This window comes from Polynucleobacter sphagniphilus (assembly GCF_029892205.1).
GTDB classification, from domain to species: Bacteria; Pseudomonadota; Gammaproteobacteria; order Burkholderiales; family Burkholderiaceae; genus Polynucleobacter; species Polynucleobacter sphagniphilus.
The window spans coordinates 642,254-661,889 of the sequence record NZ_JARXVX010000001.1 but is presented as its reverse complement, the minus strand read 5'-3'; the positions used below and the strand labels follow the sequence as shown (position 1 = coordinate 661,889).

The 19,636-nt window shown below is 46.1% G+C and carries 20 protein-coding genes, 2 tRNA genes and 1 riboswitch; of the genes, 12 read left to right on the top strand and 10 right to left on the bottom strand.

Annotated features, from left to right (window positions below; all coding sequences use genetic code 11):
* The first annotated feature begins 11 nt into the window (after positions 1-11).
* The 4 genes from M2125_RS03525 to M2125_RS03510 all read left to right on the top strand — a co-directional run bounded on the left by M2125_RS03525 (position 12) and on the right by M2125_RS03510 (position 2,798).
* On the top strand, positions 12-1,232 hold the full coding sequence (locus M2125_RS03525) for a CaiB/BaiF CoA transferase family protein (protein ID WP_076023297.1): 1,221 nt from the start codon (positions 12-14) through the stop codon (positions 1,230-1,232).
* 14 nt (positions 1,233-1,246) lie between these two features.
* On the top strand, positions 1,247-2,488 hold the full coding sequence (locus M2125_RS03520) for an MFS transporter (protein WP_280742483.1): 1,242 nt from the start codon (positions 1,247-1,249) through the stop codon (positions 2,486-2,488).
* Positions 2,489-2,526: 38 nt separating this feature from the next.
* Complete coding sequence (locus M2125_RS03515; RefSeq protein WP_158025474.1) at positions 2,527-2,694, top strand: hypothetical protein; 168 nt, start codon at positions 2,527-2,529, stop codon at positions 2,692-2,694.
* A 29-nt stretch (positions 2,695-2,723) separates the two neighbouring features.
* Positions 2,724-2,798, top strand: a tRNA-Arg gene (locus tag M2125_RS03510).
* 53 nt (positions 2,799-2,851) lie between these two features.
* Here M2125_RS03510 and M2125_RS03505 read toward each other — a convergent pair.
* The 7 genes from M2125_RS03505 to M2125_RS03475 all read right to left on the bottom strand — a co-directional run bounded on the left by M2125_RS03505 (position 2,852) and on the right by M2125_RS03475 (position 8,914).
* On the bottom strand, positions 2,852-2,995 hold the full coding sequence (locus tag M2125_RS03505; protein WP_280741487.1) for a hypothetical protein: 144 nt from the start codon (positions 2,993-2,995) through the stop codon (positions 2,852-2,854).
* 210 nt (positions 2,996-3,205) lie between these two features.
* The gene (locus M2125_RS03500) at positions 3,206-4,018 is read right to left on the bottom strand and encodes a peptidylprolyl isomerase (protein WP_076023295.1); all 813 of its coding nucleotides are present in this window, start codon (positions 4,016-4,018) and stop codon (positions 3,206-3,208) included.
* Between the two features lie 39 nt (positions 4,019-4,057).
* Entirely contained in the window at positions 4,058-5,494 is a 1,437-nt protein-coding gene (locus tag M2125_RS03495) for a patatin-like phospholipase family protein (protein WP_280742482.1), read from the bottom strand.
* Positions 5,495-5,500: 6 nt separating this feature from the next.
* Complete coding sequence (locus M2125_RS03490) at positions 5,501-6,748, bottom strand: hypothetical protein (protein WP_280742481.1); 1,248 nt, start codon at positions 6,746-6,748, stop codon at positions 5,501-5,503.
* A gap of 114 nt (positions 6,749-6,862) precedes the next feature.
* The gene (locus M2125_RS03485) at positions 6,863-8,065 is read right to left on the bottom strand and encodes a c-type cytochrome (RefSeq protein ID WP_076023294.1); all 1,203 of its coding nucleotides are present in this window, start codon (positions 8,063-8,065) and stop codon (positions 6,863-6,865) included.
* The gene (locus M2125_RS03480) at positions 8,062-8,415 is read right to left on the bottom strand and encodes a DUF1622 domain-containing protein (RefSeq protein WP_277540866.1); all 354 of its coding nucleotides are present in this window, start codon (positions 8,413-8,415) and stop codon (positions 8,062-8,064) included. Before M2125_RS03480 ends, M2125_RS03485 begins: the two co-directional genes overlap by 4 nt.
* Before the next feature lie 85 nt (positions 8,416-8,500).
* Complete coding sequence (locus tag M2125_RS03475) at positions 8,501-8,914, bottom strand: surface-adhesin E family protein (protein ID WP_076023292.1); 414 nt, start codon at positions 8,912-8,914, stop codon at positions 8,501-8,503.
* Positions 8,915-9,198: 284 nt separating this feature from the next.
* Here M2125_RS03475 and M2125_RS03470 point away from each other — a divergent pair, with 284 nt between their 5' ends.
* From M2125_RS03470 to M2125_RS03440, 7 genes are all read left to right on the top strand, one after another.
* The gene (locus tag M2125_RS03470; RefSeq protein ID WP_076023291.1) at positions 9,199-10,041 is read left to right on the top strand and encodes an NUDIX hydrolase; all 843 of its coding nucleotides are present in this window, start codon (positions 9,199-9,201) and stop codon (positions 10,039-10,041) included.
* A gap of 90 nt (positions 10,042-10,131) precedes the next feature.
* Positions 10,132-10,240, top strand: a riboswitch (TPP riboswitch).
* Between the two features lie 38 nt (positions 10,241-10,278).
* Positions 10,279-12,195: a phosphomethylpyrimidine synthase ThiC gene (gene thiC, locus M2125_RS03465; protein ID WP_277540863.1), complete on the top strand. Its 1,917-nt coding sequence runs from the start codon at positions 10,279-10,281 to the stop codon at positions 12,193-12,195.
* 9 nt (positions 12,196-12,204) lie between these two features.
* Positions 12,205-13,359: an FAD-dependent oxidoreductase gene (locus tag M2125_RS03460; RefSeq protein WP_280742480.1), complete on the top strand. Its 1,155-nt coding sequence runs from the start codon at positions 12,205-12,207 to the stop codon at positions 13,357-13,359.
* A complete protein-coding gene (gene thiS, locus M2125_RS03455; protein WP_076023288.1) occupies positions 13,350-13,547 on the top strand; it encodes a sulfur carrier protein ThiS in 198 nt (65 codons plus the stop codon). Before M2125_RS03460 ends, thiS begins: the two co-directional genes overlap by 10 nt.
* 21 nt (positions 13,548-13,568) lie before the next feature.
* Entirely contained in the window at positions 13,569-14,387 is an 819-nt protein-coding gene (locus M2125_RS03450; RefSeq protein ID WP_076023287.1) for a thiazole synthase, read from the top strand.
* A gap of 18 nt (positions 14,388-14,405) precedes the next feature.
* Positions 14,406-15,332, top strand: coding sequence for a thiamine phosphate synthase (gene thiE, locus M2125_RS03445; RefSeq protein WP_277540859.1), 927 nt, complete (start codon positions 14,406-14,408; stop codon positions 15,330-15,332).
* 117 nt (positions 15,333-15,449) lie between these two features.
* Complete coding sequence (locus M2125_RS03440; protein WP_076023285.1) at positions 15,450-16,034, top strand: hypothetical protein; 585 nt, start codon at positions 15,450-15,452, stop codon at positions 16,032-16,034.
* A gap of 65 nt (positions 16,035-16,099) precedes the next feature.
* Here M2125_RS03440 and M2125_RS03435 read toward each other — a convergent pair.
* A tRNA-Asn gene (locus tag M2125_RS03435) sits at positions 16,100-16,175 on the bottom strand.
* Positions 16,176-16,196: 21 nt separating this feature from the next.
* Here M2125_RS03435 and thiD point away from each other — a divergent pair.
* Positions 16,197-17,072 carry a bifunctional hydroxymethylpyrimidine kinase/phosphomethylpyrimidine kinase gene (gene thiD, locus M2125_RS03430; protein WP_280741485.1) on the top strand — a complete coding sequence of 292 codons (876 nt, stop codon included), beginning with the start codon at positions 16,197-16,199 and terminating at the stop codon, positions 17,070-17,072.
* A gap of 29 nt (positions 17,073-17,101) precedes the next feature.
* Here the strand turns inward: thiD and M2125_RS03425 are convergent, their stop codons facing one another.
* Positions 17,102-18,637 (bottom strand): DHA2 family efflux MFS transporter permease subunit, encoded by a 1,536-nt coding sequence (locus M2125_RS03425; RefSeq protein ID WP_076023283.1) that lies wholly within the window; start codon positions 18,635-18,637, stop codon positions 17,102-17,104.
* Between the two features lie 8 nt (positions 18,638-18,645).
* Positions 18,646-19,614 carry an efflux RND transporter periplasmic adaptor subunit gene (locus tag M2125_RS03420; protein ID WP_280741484.1) on the bottom strand — a complete coding sequence of 323 codons (969 nt, stop codon included), beginning with the start codon at positions 19,612-19,614 and terminating at the stop codon, positions 18,646-18,648.
* Between the last annotated feature and the right edge of the window lie 22 nt (positions 19,615-19,636).

Sequence of the window (19,636 nt, the reverse complement as noted above, 5' to 3'; positions counted from 1 at the left end):
AAAATCAGCCTATGGGAGCACTTAGCCACATTCGCGTTTTAGACCTCAGCAGAGTGCTGGCAGGCCCATGGTGTAGCCAAAACTTAGCTGATTTGGGGGCAGAAGTGATTAAAGTAGAGCGCCCTGGCGTCGGAGACGATACCCGGCATTGGGGCCCGCCATTCGTGAAAGATGCCCAAGGCCAAGATACGGCAGAATCGACTTATTTTGTCTGCATCAACCGCAATAAACGCTCCATTACAGTCAATTTAAGCAAGCCAGAGGGTCAAGAGATCATTCGGCAATTGGTTTTAGAGTCCGATGTCCTCATTGAGAACTACAAAGTGGATGATTTAGCAAAATATGGACTTGACTACGCCAGTTTGCGCCAAATCAAGCCCAATTTGATCTATTGCTCGATTACAGGCTTCGGACAAACTGGTCCATACGCCCATCGTCCTGGGTATGACTACATTGTTCAGGGCATGGGTGGTTTTATGAGTGTTACCGGGGAGGCGGACGGGTTCCCAGGAGGCAGTCCTCAAAAAGCGGGGGTGGCCATCGCCGACTTATTTACTGGGATGTACGCGAGCAGCGCTATTTTGGCTGCAGTCATCCATCGAGATAGAACAGGCGAAGGTCAAATGATCGACATGGCTCTACTTGATACCCAAGTGGCCATGATGGCCAATGTAGCAAGCGCCTATCTCAGTACCAATGAGGTGCCACGACGCTGGGGCAACACCTCACCCATTGTCGTTCCTTACCAGACCTTTCCAACATCAGATGGCTGGATGATTGTGGCTGTGGGCAATGACAGTCAATTTAGACATTTTGTAAAAGTGGGTGGCGAGGATCATTTAGCTGACAATCCTCGTTTTTCCGAAAACCCATTGCGCGTTCAACACCGCACAGAGCTAGTGCCATTGCTAGAGGCAATGACGCGGAAAAAAACCAAGGCGCAGTGGATCTCCTTACTGGATGAACATGGAGTTCCCTGTGGACCGATCAATAATATGAAAGAAGTATTTGCCAATGAACAAGTTCAGGCGCGCAAATTAGCCATCAGCGTTCCTCACGATACCGCTGGCACCATGAAATTAGTAGCGAGCCCAATACGGATGTCAGCTACCCCGACAGAAATTCGGACAGCGCCGCCAACCCTGGGTCAGCATACCGATGAAATTTTGCGAGAATACTTAAAACTTGATAGCAGTGCTATCGAAGCACTTCACAAGCATGGCGTGGTTTAAACACCCCCCCAATCATGAATACATCCACACAATCCAATCGTTTATCCCTAGCTCAAGTGCTGATCTTTGGTGGCCTGATGGTCACCCTGTCCATGGGCATTCGTCATGGCTTTGGCCTATTTAATCTTCCCATTACGATGGCCAATGGCTGGGGACGTGAAACCTTTGCCCTTACGATTGCCCTGCAAAATCTGATCTGGGGGGCATTCCAACCAATTACTGGTGCGCTGGCTGATCGCTACGGGGCTCTCAAGATCATGGTAATGGGCGGCATTCTTTATGCACTCGGTTTAGCAGGCATGGCTCTATCTACCGACGTCCTGAACTTTACCGTTGCTGGGGGCCTGTTCATTGGCTTAGCTCAAACTGCGACAACTTATAGCGTGGTGTATGGCGTATTGGGTCGAAATGTCTCCGCCCAAAAACGGGTCTGGGCGATGGGTATTACTGCGGCGGCAGGGTCTTTTGGTCAGTTCCTCATGATTCCAACTGAACAAGGATTAATTAGCAGCTTTGGCGCACAAAATGCATTAATGCTCTTGGCCCTTATGGCAAGCATGATGATTCCGGTGGCGTTCATGTTGCGCGAAAAAGAATTTACGCATGTACATCATGCTGAGGATCAAACCATCGCAGAAGCACTTAAAGAAGCACTCAAAAATTCCAGCTTTCAATTGCTCGCTTTTGGTTATTTTGTCTGTGGTTTCCAGGTGGTATTTATTGCGGTCCACTTGGCACCCTATCTCAAAGATCTCTCTAGTATTTATCCGAGTGTTGGCGCACCATCCGTTGCTACAAGTGCGCTAGCACTAATTGGTTTATTTAATATCTTTGGAACATACGGAGCAGGTATATTATGCCAACGCATTCCAAAGCGCTATTTACTCGCGGGCATTTACTTGAGTAGATCCATTGTAATCATTGCGTTTATAAGTCTTCCACTATCACCAATGACAACCTATGTTTTTGCATCTCTCATGGGATTTTTGTGGTTAGCTACCATTCCATTAACAAATGGCATCGTGGCGCAAATCTTTGGGGTCAAGCACCTATCCATGCTATCTGGTTTGGTTTTCTTCTCGCATCAAATGGGTAGTTTTTGTGGCGCTTATTTTGGCGGCTATTTATTTGATAAAACCGGCTCCTACACCATTGTCTGGCAAATATCGATTGCCTTGGGCGTCATTGGATTCCTGGTGAACCTACCAATTAAAGAGAGAGCCGTGACAAGAATGCATAAAACAGCGGTCGCCTAAGTTCATTAGTACAATCATACAAAATCTTAAAGAGCACCATGACTAGAGCATTATTTATCCAGCAGAAAAAGAAAGCCCCCTTTTTGCAATGGGCAACAGCAAGCTTAGTGCTATTGATACTGGCTGCAGTCTTTGCAAGCTACTATGCTCCCGATATGATGTACGCCATGACCAGTCAGCTAATGACGATGTGTGGCTGGCAGTAAGCTAAATCTATCGCTTATTGAGATACAAACTCGCCGTAGCACAATGGATAGTGCACATGCCTCCTAAGCGTGGGATACAGGTTCGATTCCTGTCGGCGGGACCAAACCGTAAATCAAAACTAAATGCATGTACCCCCCCGGTAATGCGCTAACAGACTCAGTTCTGTGCGTGTGCTGTATTGAGATATTGAATGAAGTTCTCACTAATAAATGGTTTCGCATTTGTGAAACTAGAAGCACTAACAACGCCACCAAAAAAACAAATTAAGCCAAATAGGCACCAGTAAATAATCTTTTTCATACTCACCACCCTTTTGAAATGAGCGCACGCCCGCTTACCGATTTATAAAGGCGGTGTATTAACAAAATATTGACCTTGGTCAATAAAAAGGCTCCACTAGAACTAAAGAACTATGGATGTCATTTTGTTAAGAAAAAAGCCCCTGCATCCACTGCAAGGGCTTTTTAGGTGTCTAAAACTATCCTAAGCGTTTACTATGCAATTTGTTGCTTAGCCTTTAGTGATTTTCGCAGTAGACATCAACTGTTGAATCGCTTTTTGCTTTTCAGCTTGCACCATCATGCTCGCGATACCTTGCTTGACTTCATCATACGGTGGCACCTTGAATGGGCGGATGTCATTTACTTTTAGAACTACCCAACCATAATCTGTTTTTATAGGGGTGCTATCTACTTTACCTTTACCGGTAGTGAGGAGCGCATCACCAATGGCTGGCAACAACTTACCTGGTAATGACCAGTTCATCTGACCGCCTTGAGCTCCGCCCTGCTTATCCAGTGATTTTTCTTTGGCCAAGGTGGCAAAGTCAGTACCCATGTTTGCACTGGCAATCACTTCCTTCGCTTCAGCTTCTGTGCCCACAACAATATCTGAGAAAAGATATTCATTTGCATTTTTAGGCTCTTTACTTAAGGCAACCAACTTATCGTACTCACCTTTAACATCTGCTTCAGAAATAGGATGAGACTTCATGTATTGGGCAAACCAAATATCAACTATGGCTGTTTGCTGCGCCATGCGGATACGAAATTCGTTATCAGGTTGAGTCGCCAGGCCTTTTTTCTTGACATCTTGCATGACCGCTTCACGGAAGACTAAATCCTCAAGTACGCCCTGTCTTAATTGCGCATTATCAGTTGCACCACGTGCTACCTCAGCTTTCACCATCTCGTCTACTTGACGCTGATAGATTTTGGTTCCATTGACTGTCACAACAGCTTGACTGCCAGATTGTGAGTAGCTATTGATGGAATAAAGGGAGCTCACCGCTACAAGCGCTAATGCAATATTTCTTAACTTCATTGGAATCCTTTGTTAGTGGGTTATTAGAATGATAACGAATTAGTATTGAATATCTCGCACACCGGTATCCTGCATGACCTTTTGAAAGTCAGGTGAAGCCAAAATAATCTTTTTGGCTGCAGCTCTGAGGCGGTCAACCGCCTCAGGCGGCAGACTGAAGGACGTGGGTAGGTTGTTTAGGTACTCATATTCTTGCTTATCTTTCAGCATCTTGAACGAAACATCCACTACATACAGGTCAATATCCGGCGTGTTGACGATTTTCTCGAGTTGCGGGTTTTTGTTGTGAGCAAACAACTTAGAGTTCCGCAGGATACTCATACTCTTCCAGCGTGCTTGAGTATCTTTCAAAGATTCGATTTCTTCATAGGAGTAATGATCAATGGGTACGCCAGTTGCCTTAAGTAGGAGTTCAATACTCCCCGGCCCATTTTCTGATTGATTCCAATCAGTCTTGGGCGAAGAAAGTGAATTGACTACCACCACCACAATGCGTTTTACATAATCTAAGGGTGTAGGTAATCCCGCAAGTCGCATCGCTTCCAGACCCTCTAAAGACTCCAGAACCCCACGAATACCTAAATTATCCGAGACCCCGCCATCGACCAAATGAATGTAGGGATTATCTTTGCCATCATGGTAGTAATCCATCTCCTGCATCTGCTTAATTAAACGTGCCGCAGGTCTTGGGGCGGTAGCCTCATTCACAAATGGATCAATATAACCAGGGCGCTTATAGACGCAGCTACCGCCGTAGTTATTCATCGTCACTGGTGAGAGTACCAAGGGAACTGCAGATGAAGCTGCTGCAGCCCTGGAAAGATTCATTGGCCCAACTGTTGAACAAAGGTTGTCATAAAACAATTGGGTAAAGGCAAATCCAGCGCCGGTCGATATATCCGTGGCTGTGGTGAGAATAAAGGGGCCACCGCTCTTTTGTAAATCATCAAATGTTGCCCCATGAAACAGGATTTCATCATAGTACTGAGCAGCTAATTCAGATCTCCCCCAGCCTGTGGATGCAAGGTCACCCCAATTGAAGGGGTTCATTACCCGTCCAACGATTTCGCCTTGAACATCGCGCTTTAAAAAATCAGACTCGTAGGTATCAAATAACTTTTCACCATAAAGACCATAAGCAAGTGCAGTAAAGCTACCGCCCGATACGCCAGAAATCAGGTCGACCTCATCTAATGCGCGAACCCGTTTTCCTTGTTTATTTGTGAACTGAATATCGCGCAGCGTTTCAAGAACTCCGTATGAAAATGCTGCCGCTCTCGTACCACCACCTGAAAAAGCCAAGACAACTAAAGTATCGGGAGTCTTTTCTTTCGAATATTCAGTAGAGTTCTTATATCGATATCCTTTATTGAGATCTACAGCGGCAATTGGCGGATTAATTGGCCTGCTGGCACAGCCACCAAGAAGCGTTACTGCGAGAATCCACCCAAGAAACGGGATGCAATTAATACGCACAAATCATTACCGAATCAAGACAGCTGGAGATGGCATTACGCTACCCGGTATCTTTTGCAGGGTTTGGAATTCTGTAAGCGTTTTAATTGTCAATTTTGAATAGCCATTGTCCTTTGAAGGTATAGCGTAGGTATCCCCCTCCAACACATCATTCAAATACGCAAAGGGGCGATCCAACTGCGCGTTTTGTTTCACCACTAATAATGCATATCGATTGGAGTTGCGCGCATCCAAATCATTTTCTTTTTCTACCGGGGGGATTGACACCATGTAAGGCTTATCTTGTAATTGCGCGTTCACAACCTCACCTAAATAAGTATAGATTGTTGAGGTAGACCTCATTTTTAAGAAGAGTCTAGTTCCACGATTGCTCGATACCTGCACCTCATCCTCGCTAAGGGGTGATACCTGGCAATAGTCGTTTCTTGAAATATCTTTATCAAAGTTAGCAAAACGATTATTTTTCAGGCACAACTTAAAGCCTGGCTGAGTACTAATGATCTGAAAAGATTTAGCGCCAGAGGTATTCACGGCAATCAGGTCCAAATGATCTCTGCTTAAAGTCTGCCGGTAGTTGTCGCCATACATTTTTCTGAGCATTGCCTCCGTCATGACACCGCCAACCTTTTGGCTGGCAACCACGTACTGCGGTGTTAAGCCATCACGAATCAGCTGATACATCTGCTCCTGAAATTGCGGATGTGAGTCGAGCATGGGATTATTGACATAGGACCTGATCGAGTCATCCGGACTCTGAATTTGAATTTCATCAACCACCAGTGAAAAAATCAACTCTTTAGGCAAATGGTTGTGGACAAAGTATTTAATGGTTTCTGGCGGGAGATCACTGAGAAAGCCCTTCCAGAACACCGCGTTATCGAGAGAGGATTGCGAAAAGTTAAATGACTTGCCAACCGCTATCCCGGCGCTTGGTGTGAGAGTGGAAAGTCCCCCAAGAATATTTAACCCATAAGCATTGGCCGGAAGACCGCCTCCATTAAACAAGCCGCTAACCGATGGTGTCAGCTCAACACTTCCAGACCCATTGATATTTGGGATATCCAGAAAACTGAGTGGCCTGGTATGGGCTGCCCGAATGATGTTATGGAAAATCATATTAATTTGATACTGCTCAAGCAAATTAGCGTACCTTGCTGACATCTCACCAAATTCAGGGGTAAATGGCTGGGAGCACCCACATAAGAGCAATAACAAGCTTAATGAGGAGCAAAAAAGTCTAGCAATACGCTTCATACGAATTTTCAAGAATGTTACCGAGGGTAATGAATGGGCTTTGTAGGCCTAATCCCCCCACTATACCCATTTATTGCAACATTTAGGATGCTCGCGCACCAATGTGGTGTACGCTCAATTTTTCGGCGTGCGCCTTTCCTTGGCCACCATCGATGCAGTGACATCAGCGCTTGCCGCATTTCCCCAGCTGGTTCTTGCATAATTTACGAGCTCTGCAATTTCAACATCAGTGAGTTTCGAGCTAAATTCAGGCATAGCAATGTAATTATTTTGCGCAATTACCCCATTTAAAACGACTTTTATGATGTTTCCTGGATTGGGAGCAATCACCGCAGGATTGCCAGCTAAAGGGGGAATAACCCCCTGAACACCCCTACCTGATGATTGGTGGCAGCCGCTGCAATTATCAATATAGAGGCGGGCCCCCTCTAATTTATGCAAATCAATCTTTTTATTACCACCATACAAACTGGAATTGGCAGGCAAGGTTTTTAGATAAGTTGCCATTGCCAGAAGATCGTCGTCGGTGAGATGGCTGGTACTGTTATGTACTACCTCAGCCATTGGACCCAATGCAGTCGTTTTTCCAGGATATGCTCCCGTTTTGAGATAAGTTGCAATATCGGATGCTGACCACGCACCCAAGCCAGTTGTGATGTTGGAAGTGAGATTCAAGGCAAACCAGCCATCAATTAGGGCGCCAGTAAATGCTTTCGATTGTTTAATTCCACCCAAGACATCCCGGGGTGAATGACAGTCACTGCAGTGACCTAGGCCCTCAACTAAATAGGCACCCCTATTCCAGCTGGCACTTTTACTGGTATCGGGCTGATAAAAACCAGGTGTAAAAAAGAGTTCACGCCAAAAAAACATCGATTTGCGAATATTGAACGGAAAATCCAAATGATTGACAGACACTGCATTGCTAACAGCAGGAATAGTTTGGATATAGGCATAAATGGCATTGACATCCTCCCTGCTCACCTTAGTGCCCGCCACAAATGGCATAGCAGGAAATAAATCTTGGTCGTGCTTATTGACACCATCGTGGATAGCTCGGAAAAAATCTTCTTCCGACCAAGAGCCGATGCCTGTCTGCACATCTGGGGTGATATTGGGTGTTAAGAGATAGCCAAAAGGGGTTTTCATCTTCAGGCCACCTGCAAATGGCTTGCCTGATGGCCCCGTATGGCAAGAAATGCAATCCCCAGCCGTTGCTAAATATTGACCGCGCTCCACTTGCGTCTGAGTGCCTGCAAAAGCAGCAGGGATTAAAAATAAGAGGGGTAAAAAATAAAGGGTGCGGATCAATTTCATTTATTTACTGGAGAGATGCCTTGCCAAGGCCAACGCCCATCAATTTCAAGAGCCAATGACCAGCTCAAGAAACAACGAATTAATACAATAGCTCCTAAGACGGCGACGCTAGTTAATGTTGGACTAATAGCAACCGTACGAATAATATCGCCAGCCACTAGAACCTCAAGGCCTAGTATCAAAGCACGAATAATTTGAATGCGGAATGATTTGTAGGCCAAATCAAAATCCTGGCCAAACATAGCTCGAGCAAAACCAATTAAACCCCAAACTACGCCAATCGAGACAATAGCAACTCCCAGCACATCCATGCAATCACTGACAATTTGTATAGCTTCAATTAAGTTCATGGAAAGCCAGCGCTCTATATTTAATAATATGAAATCTATCGTAACTTACTGCCAACGCAAGGTAAATGCTGCTGACAAAAAGTATCTAGCCTCTTCTACAAAAAGAGTTTAAAAACTGCATTTGCAAGCTTCCTGGGGCAATTGGATTCCAGAGTAGATCTTTTGCTGGAACGCTGGTTTTTGGCCCTAGCGCATCCTTATCCCGATACAGTTCAAAAGCGCCAAGCGCAAAGTCCTGGGTCTCGCATCCAAAAAACTGTGTTTCAGTTTTGGACTGATATTGAATTTTCTGGCGATTGATTTCTGCAGTCTGCATTGTGGGGTAATTAGTGAAAACACTCACTGCATAATGCACTTCATCGATTCTTTTAATACTCAAAGTGGAATAGGTAATGACAACCCCCTTTTGAGCGGGGTCCTTATATGTCAGCCACTCTGCATGCGCAATAACGCTCCAAAAAAATAGTGAGGCAATCAAAAGACGTAGTGAAGATTTCATAAGAGGCATGATACTTGGGGATCTATGTCAAGAAATTTTTATGAACACTACTTTAGTGCTAGCACACATTTTAAGAATTTTGCCTTGCAACAGAAATTTCTTTTTATGTTGTAAAACTTATCCACAGATTGTGTGGATAAATACTGAAAAGTTTTCGTAAGTCACCGATTTGTATAGGGACACCTGGCTTGCTTAAAAAATAAGCAGAAATTATTGATGTTTAAAAATGTAAAACTTGCTTGACTTTGGTCAAGGAATCTCGACTTATCTCTTACACTTCGTCTATGCATAATTTGAACACTAGCACCATTGCCGCTCTTGAAGAGATGCTTCAAAACATAGCGCGCACGCCCCCAGCCGATTTCTTACCTATTCATTTTCAAGGCGGGATGCATGCGCAAGCAAATGGCGAGGTCATTGGCCACATAAATCCTGAGTTTTCTCATTTTTTGCAGAAATCCCTCAAAAAAGAGCCGATTGCCAACGTTCGAATTGACTCTCATCATCTCACCATAGCAGCAGCCCCTCCAAGTGACTTGAGTCGCAGTTGGACAGAATTAGCCCAAAGAATGCGAGCAGGCGGCTTTATTCCAGGGTGGCGAAATGAGAACTTCTCTTGGATCGATCAAAATGGTCATGCCTACTTTCACCTGGAAAGGGCTGCTTTTCGCACCTTTGGCTTGCGCAGCACGGCTACTCACATCAATGGTTTTACCGCTACCGGCACTCTATGGCTAGGTCGTCGCAGTCAAAATAAGGCTACAGACCCAGGGCTTTTAGATAATTTGGCTGCCGGCGGCATTTCTGCTGATGAAACCCCCTGGGTTTGCGCTCGCCGCGAACTTTGGGAGGAAGCTGGTGTTCCCCAGCAAATATCTGAGCATATTCAACCGGTTGGACGCATGCATATGCGTCGGATTAGTAGCGAGCGCGGGTTTCATGATGAGCAGCTCTATATATATGACCTCAAGCTCACTGAAAACTTCGTCCCCACCAACCATGATGGAGAGGTCAGTAGTTTTATTGAGATATCCATATCAGAGGCAGCGGCACGCATTTTGGCTGATGAATTTACCAAGGACGCCGGGTTTGTCACGGCTGATTTCATTTTGCGCAATGCAAAATAAAGCCAAACGTCTTTTATTGCTTCATCTCCCCGTCAATCTCTTGATGTTGATCATCCATGAAAGTGCTTTTTCGTGGTTAAATCAAGGTTAAGGATGAAACAGGGGTGCCCTCCAAAGCTGATTTAGCCAAGAGGCGCTGAGAAAGACCCTAGAACCCGATCCAGGTAATGCTGGCGTGGGGAGTTACATCAGACCGACACCCGGTTTCGTCCATCTACAAACAGTCAGGAGATGGACATGAGCAATACATCAAAAACGAAAACAGCAATTCCAAGTATTCAAAGCCTTGAAAAAGACTTTGGCCAAAAATTTGCCTATCCGGCCTCTACAAAAACGTATCTTCAAGGTTCACGCCCGGATATCAAAGCACCGATTCGTATGATTGAGCAGCAACCCACTCGCGTAGGCGAGCAGTTAGTTGCTAATCCGCCGGTACCTGTGTATGACACATCTGGCCCATACAGCGATCCAGACATCCTGATTAACCTTGAAAAAGGTTTGCCCAAGCTACGCAAAGAATGGATTGAACAGCGCAATGACACTGAACTGCTCAGTGGCCCATCTTCAGAGTATGGTGTTGCACGTTCCCAAGATCCACAAACTGCCAATTTGAGATTTGCCCATATTGCCGCTCCTCGCGTTGCAAAAGCAGGCAAGAATGTTAGCCAAATGTATTACGCACGCCAAGGCATTGTTACTCCTGAAATGGAATATGTGGCTTTGCGCGAATCCATGGGTCTTGAACAACTTCGCAAGAATCCAGAATATAAGCAGCTCCTCAAACAACATCCTGGCAAAAGCTATGGTGCAAATCTTCCAGAAATTGTGACCGGTGAATTTGTAAGGCAAGAAATTGCAGCGGGCCGCGCGATTATTCCAGCGAACATTAATCACCCAGAGTTAGAGCCAATGATTATTGGCCGCAACTTCCGCGTCAAGATTAATGGCAACTTAGGCAATTCAGCAGTGACCTCTTCTATTAATGAAGAAGTTGAAAAGATGGTGTGGTCTATTCGTTGGGGTGCAGACACCATTATGGATTTATCTACCGGGAAACATATTCATGAGACTCGTGAGTGGATTATTCGTAACTCCCCAGTACCCATTGGAACAGTACCCATCTATCAAGCGCTGGATAAGACCGGTGGTATTGCAGAAGACCTCACCTGGGAAATGTTCCGCGACACATTAGTGGAGCAGGCAGAGCAAGGTGTTGATTACTTCACCATTCATGCAGGTGTTCTGTTACGTTATGTACCACTGACTGCTGATCGCATCACTGGCATTGTTTCACGTGGTGGTTCTATCATGGCTAAATGGTGTCTTGCTCATCACAAAGAAAACTTCTTATATACAAAGTTTGATGAGATCTGCGAAATCATGAAGGCGTATGACGTGTCCTTTAGTCTTGGTGATGGCTTACGTCCAGGTTGCATTGCCGACTCCAATGATGCTGCCCAATTCGGTGAACTGCATACCCTAGGTGAACTCACTGCTAAAGCATGGAAGCATGATGTGCAAGTCATGATTGAGGGTCCTGGTCACGTTCCAATGCAACGCATTGAGGAGAATATGACTGAAGAGCTCAAGCACTGCCTGGAAGCGCCCTTCTACACTCTCGGACCATTGATTACTGATATTGCGCCTGGCTACGATCACATCACCAGCGGCATCGGTGCAGCACAAATTGGTTGGTATGGCACAGCGATGCTTTGCTATGTCACCCCCAAAGAGCATCTCGGTTTGCCAGACAAAGAAGATGTCCGCGAGGGGATTATTACTTACAAGATTGCCGCTCATGGTGCTGACTTGGCAAAAGGCTTACCTGGTGCCCAGGTTCGCGACAATGCCCTATCTAAAGCCCGCTTCGAGTTCCGCTGGGAGGATCAATTTAACCTCGGTTTAGATCCTGAGCGCGCTCGTGAATATCATGACGCAACTTTGCCAGCAGAGGGCGCCAAAATCGCCCACTTCTGCTCAATGTGTGGACCGAAGTTCTGCTCGATGAAGATCACCCAGGAAGTGCGTGACTATGCTGCCTCTTTGGATGCCGATGGCAATCCCAAGGTCATTCCGATTGCAGTTGAGGCGGTCCAAGGCATGGAAGAAAAATCGATTGAGTTTCGTCAACGCGGTAGTGAAATCTATCAATAAGAAACCAGAATGAGCAAGACTTTTGCCAACAGTCAATATGCAGTAGTCGGCGCCGGGCTCATCGGCCGACTACTTGCTGTTGCCTTGGCAAAGCGCGGCGCTCAAGTTGAGATATATGAACAAGGCGCAGCTGATGCATTGCAATCGCCCGCAAGAATTGCTGCCGCCATGTTGGCCCCGTTAGCAGAATCAGCCATTACCGAAGATAACGTGGTGCGGATGGGTGTGTATAGCTTGTCACGCTGGCCAACGCTTTTAAGCGAACTCAGTTCTCCGGTATTTTTTCAGCAAAATGGCACTTTAATTTTGTGGCATCGCCAAGATGCCAGCGATGCCGAGCGTTTTATTAAACACTTAGAGCGCAATAGTGCTAATAATGAAATGCTCAGTAACCCAGAGAAAGTGGACGGCGAACGCTTAAGAAGTCTAGATCCGAGTATTGGCGAGCGCTTTCATCAGGCTCTATATCTACCTAATGAAGGCCAGCTGGATAACCGCCAACTACTCAGTGCCTTGGCAACAGAATTAGACATATTAAAAGTTCGTTGTCACTGGAACAGCCCTGCCGATCCAGAACTGCTGCGTGAACAAAATAAATATGACTGGGTCATTGACTGTCGCGGGTTGGGCGCTAAAGCAGCATGGGGCCAAAATGCGAAGCATGCTAATAGCAATCCATTGCGTGGCATTCGGGGTGAAGTCATTCGCTTACATGCACCAGAAGTCAAGCTACAAAGACCAACGCGCCTCATTCATCCGCGCTATCCGATTTATATTGCACCAAAAGAAAATGATGTCTATGTAGTGGGTGCCACCGAAATTGAATCGGAAGATCTATCTGAGATGAGTTTACGCTCAGCCATGGAATTACTCAGTGCAATCTATACCGTTCATAGCGGTTTCGCTGAAGCGCGTATTTTAGAGATGGCGACTCAATGTCGCCCTACTCTCAAGGACAACTTACCAGAAATTCGCATTTCACAGCCCGGCCTGATGTTAATTAATGGCTTGTATCGTCATGGTTTTATGATCTCTCCAGCAATCTTAGATTGCGCCCTCGAGATCTTGGAGCATGGTGTCAGCACAACAGCAAGCACACTAAATCTGCGTGTGACCAAGTCAACTGCACTGAGTTCAGCAAAAGGGGATGCCCTATGCGCATAGTCATCAATCAACTCCCTTACGAAGTGGAGAACTCAAGCAAAGTGAGTGATGCCTTGCGTCTGATTAATGCCAAACCTCCCTATGCTGTAGCAGTGAATTTACAGTTCGTACCTAAAAGCCGATATACAGAGCACGGTCTGCATGAAAACGATCATATCGAAGTGATTGCTCCTGTTACCGGCGGTTAATTTTTATTCAAACTAATTGCAATGACTGCACCTCTACCTAATCACTTTCCTCAAGCCGATGTATTAACGCTTTACGGAGAGCAATTCTCCAGCCGGCTGCTATTGGGTACCTCACGCTATCCCTCTCCACAGATTTTGGAGAACGCAGTCCTGGCATCTAATCCAGGCATGATCACGGTGAGTTTGCGTAGACAAGGAACGAGCACTACCGAATCCCATAGTGGATTTTGGGATCTGCTGAAGAAAATGCAGGTTCCCGTCTTACCCAATACGGCAGGTTGTCATAGCCCACAAGAAGTCATTACTACTGCACAGATGGCGCGCGAGGTATTTGAAACCGATTGGATTAAGTTAGAGCTCATTGGTGATGACTACACACTCCAACCCGATACCTTAAGGTTAGTGGAAACCGCTCAATCCTTAATTAAGGATGGCTTTAAGGTATTGCCTTATTGCACTGAAGATCTCATCTTATGCCAGCGCCTGGTTGATGTTGGCTGTCAGGCTGTAATGCCATGGGCAGCACCCATTGGCACCGGCCAGGGCCCCCTTAATCCATTTGCCATGAAATTACTGCGTGAGCGCCTGAACGTTCCCTTGCTGGTTGATGCTGGGCTCGGGCTGCCATCACATGCTTGCACCGTTATGGAATGGGGTTTTGATGGGGTTTTACTAAATACTGCCGTTGCCTTAGCCGATAACCCAGTGGCTATGGCCACAGCATTTGCGAAGGCTGTAGAGGCTGGCCGTACCGCCTACCTCTCGGGGGCAATGCCTGCCCAAGAATCCGCCCAAGCCAGCACCCCACTTGTGGGGACCCCTTTTTGGCACCAGTCCTAATCAATAGCAAAGAGTGAAATGAGTTTAGTACGCGACCTAGCGGATCAAATTGTGGCAGCCCACCGTATGGAGGATTTGTGCCTGCCGATTCCTACATTCAGCATCAACAATCCGCCACCCCAGATTGATAATGAACATGCTGCTGACCACTATGAATTAGCTGGTACGGTAGCAGCCATTGAAATGGGCTTTATTGAGAGTGATGCGAAAGTCTTAGGCAAGGCATGGTCGCGCATGGTGCATCAAGATGGTGGGTTTAATCCATTTAAGTGGCCCAACCGCCCAGAACACTTTGATCTTCTGCCCTGGATTCGAAATATAAATCCCAAGGCGTATCCATCTTGCCCAAAGAGACTGGGCTTATATGCGGTCATGCCCGATGCAGATTGGGTTAAGCGCATGGTCGATGCTGAAGTTCCCACAGTCCAATTACGCTATAAGGGTAGCGATCTTGCCCAAGCCCAAAAACAGATTACTGAATCGGTAGCTGCTGTTAAGGGCAGCAAAACCCTATTATTTATTAATGATTTTTGGCAAGAAGCCATTGAAGCTGGTGCATATGGTGTTCACCTTGGTCAAGAAGATATTGAAACCGCCGATCTCGATGCAATTCGATCGGCCGGCTTACGGCTTGGCTTAAGTACCCATGGATATGCAGAGATGGCCTACGTTGATCAGTTCTGCCCTAGCTATATAGCAATGGGCGCTGTCTTTCCAACGCAACTAAAACAAATGCCAACAGCGCCACAAGGCCTCGGCCGCTTATATAAATATGCCCAGCTGATGAGCAACTACCCTCTGGTAGCGATTGGTGGAATTGACGAGACGAGTATTCATGCAGTGGCACAGAGCGGTGTTGGCTCAGTAGCTGTCGTTCGAGCAATTACCCAATCAGCCAATCCACAAGCGGCTGTTAAACGGCTTAAAGAATTAATGGAAAGCTAGACTTAGTCTCAACCATACGAATCAAGAGTATTCTGTGTCATCTATGGTGTGAACCCCAAGTAAAGGGGATGCTATCTCGCACTCACTACCCACTATTGAAGCATTAAGGAAATAAGAATGACTAAGCTCAAATCAAAACCGATTCTCAAGCGAGCCGCTCACATACTCTCCCAGGAGTTTTCCACACCTAAGGACATTGCCTGGGCCTGGGTTACCCTACTATTGTCACAAGAGGAAGAAACGCGTGGCAGTGAAGCCAAGCGTTACAGCCGTATTGCGGAATTTGAGGCGTGGATCTTAGAGTTGAATTTGCCTAGCAATCCAAAAAATACAGACTTCATCACAGTCAGTCCAGAGGCGGTCAAAAATGCGGCGCGCAATGTATTTGAATGGCCGCACGACTACATCTTTGATGAACCAGCTAAAGCAAAACATCCTGACTCAAAAGTGATTCATAAAGAAGCGATTACCCAAGTTATTCTCGATGCCATCAAAGATGCCAACGGCTCAAATGATCGCTCAATCCTAATGGCAATCCTGGAAGGCTATGCAAAGGAAGGCAAAGAGCCTTTTGCCAACATCACCACAGAAGGTATTGAGTGGCGAGGCAGCAATTGGTCTGAAGGTGACAAATACATGCTTCTGACAGATAAGAGCTTAAATAACCGCCTTACTAACCTGCGCAAAAAGGGCATCATTTAAATCACCGCATTGCTGCTGGGCTGAAAAGCAAAAAGGCCTAGATTTCTCTAGGCCTTTCACTTATTTGGCTCCTCGACCTGGGCTCGAACCAGGGACCTACGGATTAACAGTCCGGCGCTCTACCGACTGAGCTATCGAGGAATAAGCGAATATTATAGCAAAATGAAAACGACTTCCCCTACTTCTATACAGATCCCCAAAGTACTGACCATTGCAGGGTCTGATAGCGGTGGTGGCGCGGGTGTTCAGGCAGATCTCAAAGTGATCACATCCCTGGGTGGCTATGGTCTATCGGTCGTCACAGCCATCACAGCCCAAAATACTCTGGGCGTTACGCGAATCCAGGATATCGATCTGGATGTCATAGAAGCTCAAATAGACGCCGTCCTTCTGGATATTGGCGCTGATATTGTCAAAATCGGAATGTTAGCCAGCCCAGAAATTGTTCACACGGTAGCAATTGCTTTGCGTCGCCATGGAATGAAGAAGATTGTCTTGGATCCCGTTTTGCGAGCCACATCTGGAGCGAGCTTGGGTGGTGACGATACTGCCCAAGCCATGATGAAGGAGCTCTTTCCAATCGCCAGCATCATTACGCCGAACCTAGACGAGGCCTCACTTTTATTGGGCCGCGATTTAAACTCTCCAAATGACTTTAAATTAGCCGCACAAGAACTGTTGGAGATGGGTCCACAAGCAGTCCTCATTAAAGGCGGGCATCTGGATGCAACGCATACACAAATAACTGATTACTTAATGTGGCGCAGCATCGACGATGATCTAGAAGTAGTCCTCTCAAAAGAATTCAAACATGATCGAATTACTACCGCTAATACGCATGGAACGGGTTGCTCTCTCGCATCTGCAATTGCCACCTACCTAGCGGATGGCCATGAACTCACGCATGCGGTAGCCAAAGCAATTTCTTATGTTGAGGCAGGTCTAGAAGCCGGTAAATTTTTGAGCATTGGTGAAGGACCGGGACCTTTGTGGCACATGTTTGAGTTTTACCCCACCTCCCTACCCTTGGAAAAATAAGGCGGCACTCTCAATTGATGATTGAGCTATTAGTGTGCGCCTTTACCAGATGCAAATGGTGGTTTCGCAAACCAAATCAATGGCATGAGCAGCACCAATATGACGGCAGCCAGCAGCATCAGTTGGTTGGTTGAAAGCATATACGCCTGAGAGTTAACCAAATAATCCATATAGGCATTTTTTTGCATCTCAGTAAAGCCCAATTGCAGCGCTTTTTGTGAAAATTCGCTGTAGGCTGGGTTAGCCAATTGAACGTGCTCGGTGAGGTTGGCATGATGACGAATCGCATTATCTTGCCAAAGGGTCGTAGATACTGCGGTACCCACACTGGCGCCAACATTTCGTAAGAAATTAGAGATGCCAGAGCCTGAGGCAATTTGATGGCCCTTAAGCTGTGACATCGAGATGGCTGACATCGGCATAAAGAAACCAGCAATACCTACACCCATAATGACACGTGCCAGCATCAAGGTCTTCTCATCGACGCCAGTTGTAAAGTTTGCCGCCATCCAGCAACCAATCGCCATGGCTGAAAACCCAACGCTGGCAATAATACGCGCATCCACGCGATGAATATTAGCGCCAAATAAGGGTCCACAAAATAGAGCCAAGACACCTGTAATGGCCATCACCTTACCGGCATTAAACGCCGTATAGCCCAATTGTGTTTGCAACCACAAGGGGCCAATCACAATGTAGATATAAAAAGCAAAAGATCCTAGGCCTAAGCATATGGCGGACATGCGAAAGTTAATTAACTTAAATAAACGCAGGTCAACAATAGGGTGTCTCTCTCCGAGCTCCCATAAGACAAAAGAGATCCAAGAAATACTGGATACGATTGCTAAAAAAGTAATGAATGGAGAAGAAAGCCAATCTAACTCACTACCCTTATCAAGCGCAATCTGCATGGATGAGACAGCTGCAACTAGCAAAGCAATGCCTACAATATCAATCTTCTCTTTGGAGGGCTCTGGCTTTGGTGCGCCCATGAGCCAATAGACTAAATAGGCGCTCAATATTCCGAAAGGTAAATTAATATAAAAAGCCCAGCGCCAGACTAAATTATCAGTCAGCCAACCACCAATTAAAGGCCCTAGAACCGGCGCAACCACCGTAGTAGTGGCCCATATTCCTAAGGCCATCCCTCGTTTATTGGGAGGAAAGGATTTCATGAGCAAGGCTTGCGAAAGCGGAATCATTGACGCCCCAACTACGCCCTGCAAAATACGCGCCACAATTAAAAACTGAAAGCTTGGTGAGATTCCGCACAGCATCGATGCAAGTGTAAAGAGCATCGTTGCAAATAAGAACTGGCGAACCTCACCGATACGTTTAGAAAGAAAACCGGTTAAAGGCAAAAAGATTGCTTCACTTACTGCATATGACGTAATGACCCAAGTACCCTGCGTTGGACTCACTGCAAAGTCGCCCGCAATGGTTGGTAATGCCACGTTTGCAATCGACATATCTAACACATTCATGAAGGAGCCTAATGCCAAGGCTAAGGTGCCCAGCACTAATTTATAACCGTGCAAAGGCTCCAGCTGATGATTGGCTGACATATATTTACTTATTTTTTGCTGTGTGGATGTATCAGTGATTCAATATGCTTTTGCGCTTCATCAAATTGCTTCTGATAAATGCTTGTCTCGCTAATTGGGCCACCCTCCATCGCCTGCAAAGGTAATCCAGCAGTATTGCTGGTGTCAACCGTTGTATACATCGATAGGCCAATATGCAATGGATAGTCTTTTAGATCCTTCGGGTCTAAGGCGATACGGACTGGTAAGCGTTGAACCACTTTGACCCAATTACCAGTCGCATTTTGAGGAGGCAACAAAGCCAATGTGGATCCAGTTCCTGGAGCAAAGCCCATTACAGTCCCGTGGTATTCAATCTTGGAGCCGTAAACATCAGATTCTAATTTTGCACTCTGCCCTACGCGAATATTTTTTAGTTGGTCTTCTTTAAAATTGGCATCCACCCAAATCTCATGATTTTCTACAATCAGTGTTAATTCGGCGCCGGGAGCAACCCTTTGCCCAACTTGGGCGTAGCGCTTTGCCACAACGCCAGCTAGTGGACTTTGTACATTAGTGCGCAATACATTGACATAAGCTTGACGAGCATTCGCAATGGCTTTTAATAATGCCAAGTGGCTATGCTCAAGCTCTTCTTTTGAAACCGCTGCATCACCCTCGAGCGCGCTACGTTTCTGGTAATCCGAATACGCATTGAGCAAATCTATATCGGCTTTCTCCGAAGCTATTTTGACCTCAGTTGGATCAATTTTAAAAAGGGTCTGACCCTCTTTTACCGATTGCGTTTCGGAAATGTTCACCGAAGCAATAGCTCCCTCAATCTGGGACACCACTTGGACCTGAGAGCCGCTGACGTAAGCATCATCGGTCGACTCAGAGTTGCGGCCAAAAATGAGCCAATAGAGTAAACCAATCGCAACGACTGCAAGCAAAATAGCTGCAAAGATCTTAAATGCTTTTGGTCGATTAAACGTTGAATTTTCTGAAGCGTTTTCCATAAAGATTTCTTTATATGAAGTG

Coding starts and splice junctions, on each gene's coding strand:
- M2125_RS03525 (WP_076023297.1), top strand. CDS start 12: ATGGGAGCACTTAGCCACATTCGCGTTTTAGACCTCAGCAGAGTGCTG.
- M2125_RS03520 (WP_280742483.1), top strand. CDS start 1,247: ATGAATACATCCACACAATCCAATCGTTTATCCCTAGCTCAAGTGCTG.
- M2125_RS03515 (WP_158025474.1), top strand. CDS start 2,527: ATGACTAGAGCATTATTTATCCAGCAGAAAAAGAAAGCCCCCTTTTTG.
- M2125_RS03505 (WP_280741487.1), bottom strand. CDS start 2,995: ATGAAAAAGATTATTTACTGGTGCCTATTTGGCTTAATTTGTTTTTTT.
- M2125_RS03500 (WP_076023295.1), bottom strand. CDS start 4,018: ATGAAGTTAAGAAATATTGCATTAGCGCTTGTAGCGGTGAGCTCCCTT.
- M2125_RS03490 (WP_280742481.1), bottom strand. CDS start 6,748: ATGAAGCGTATTGCTAGACTTTTTTGCTCCTCATTAAGCTTGTTATTG.
- M2125_RS03485 (WP_076023294.1), bottom strand. CDS start 8,065: ATGAAATTGATCCGCACCCTTTATTTTTTACCCCTCTTATTTTTAATC.
- M2125_RS03480 (WP_277540866.1), bottom strand. CDS start 8,415: ATGAACTTAATTGAAGCTATACAAATTGTCAGTGATTGCATGGATGTG.
- M2125_RS03475 (WP_076023292.1), bottom strand. CDS start 8,914: ATGAAATCTTCACTACGTCTTTTGATTGCCTCACTATTTTTTTGGAGC.
- M2125_RS03470 (WP_076023291.1), top strand. CDS start 9,199: ATGCATAATTTGAACACTAGCACCATTGCCGCTCTTGAAGAGATGCTT.
- thiC (WP_277540863.1), top strand. CDS start 10,279: ATGAGCAATACATCAAAAACGAAAACAGCAATTCCAAGTATTCAAAGC.
- M2125_RS03460 (WP_280742480.1), top strand. CDS start 12,205: ATGAGCAAGACTTTTGCCAACAGTCAATATGCAGTAGTCGGCGCCGGG.
- thiS (WP_076023288.1), top strand. CDS start 13,350: ATGCGCATAGTCATCAATCAACTCCCTTACGAAGTGGAGAACTCAAGC.
- M2125_RS03450 (WP_076023287.1), top strand. CDS start 13,569: ATGACTGCACCTCTACCTAATCACTTTCCTCAAGCCGATGTATTAACG.
- thiE (WP_277540859.1), top strand. CDS start 14,406: ATGAGTTTAGTACGCGACCTAGCGGATCAAATTGTGGCAGCCCACCGT.
- M2125_RS03440 (WP_076023285.1), top strand. CDS start 15,450: ATGACTAAGCTCAAATCAAAACCGATTCTCAAGCGAGCCGCTCACATA.
- thiD (WP_280741485.1), top strand. CDS start 16,197: ATGAAAACGACTTCCCCTACTTCTATACAGATCCCCAAAGTACTGACC.
- M2125_RS03425 (WP_076023283.1), bottom strand. CDS start 18,637: ATGTCAGCCAATCATCAGCTGGAGCCTTTGCACGGTTATAAATTAGTG.
- M2125_RS03420 (WP_280741484.1), bottom strand. CDS start 19,614: ATGGAAAACGCTTCAGAAAATTCAACGTTTAATCGACCAAAAGCATTT.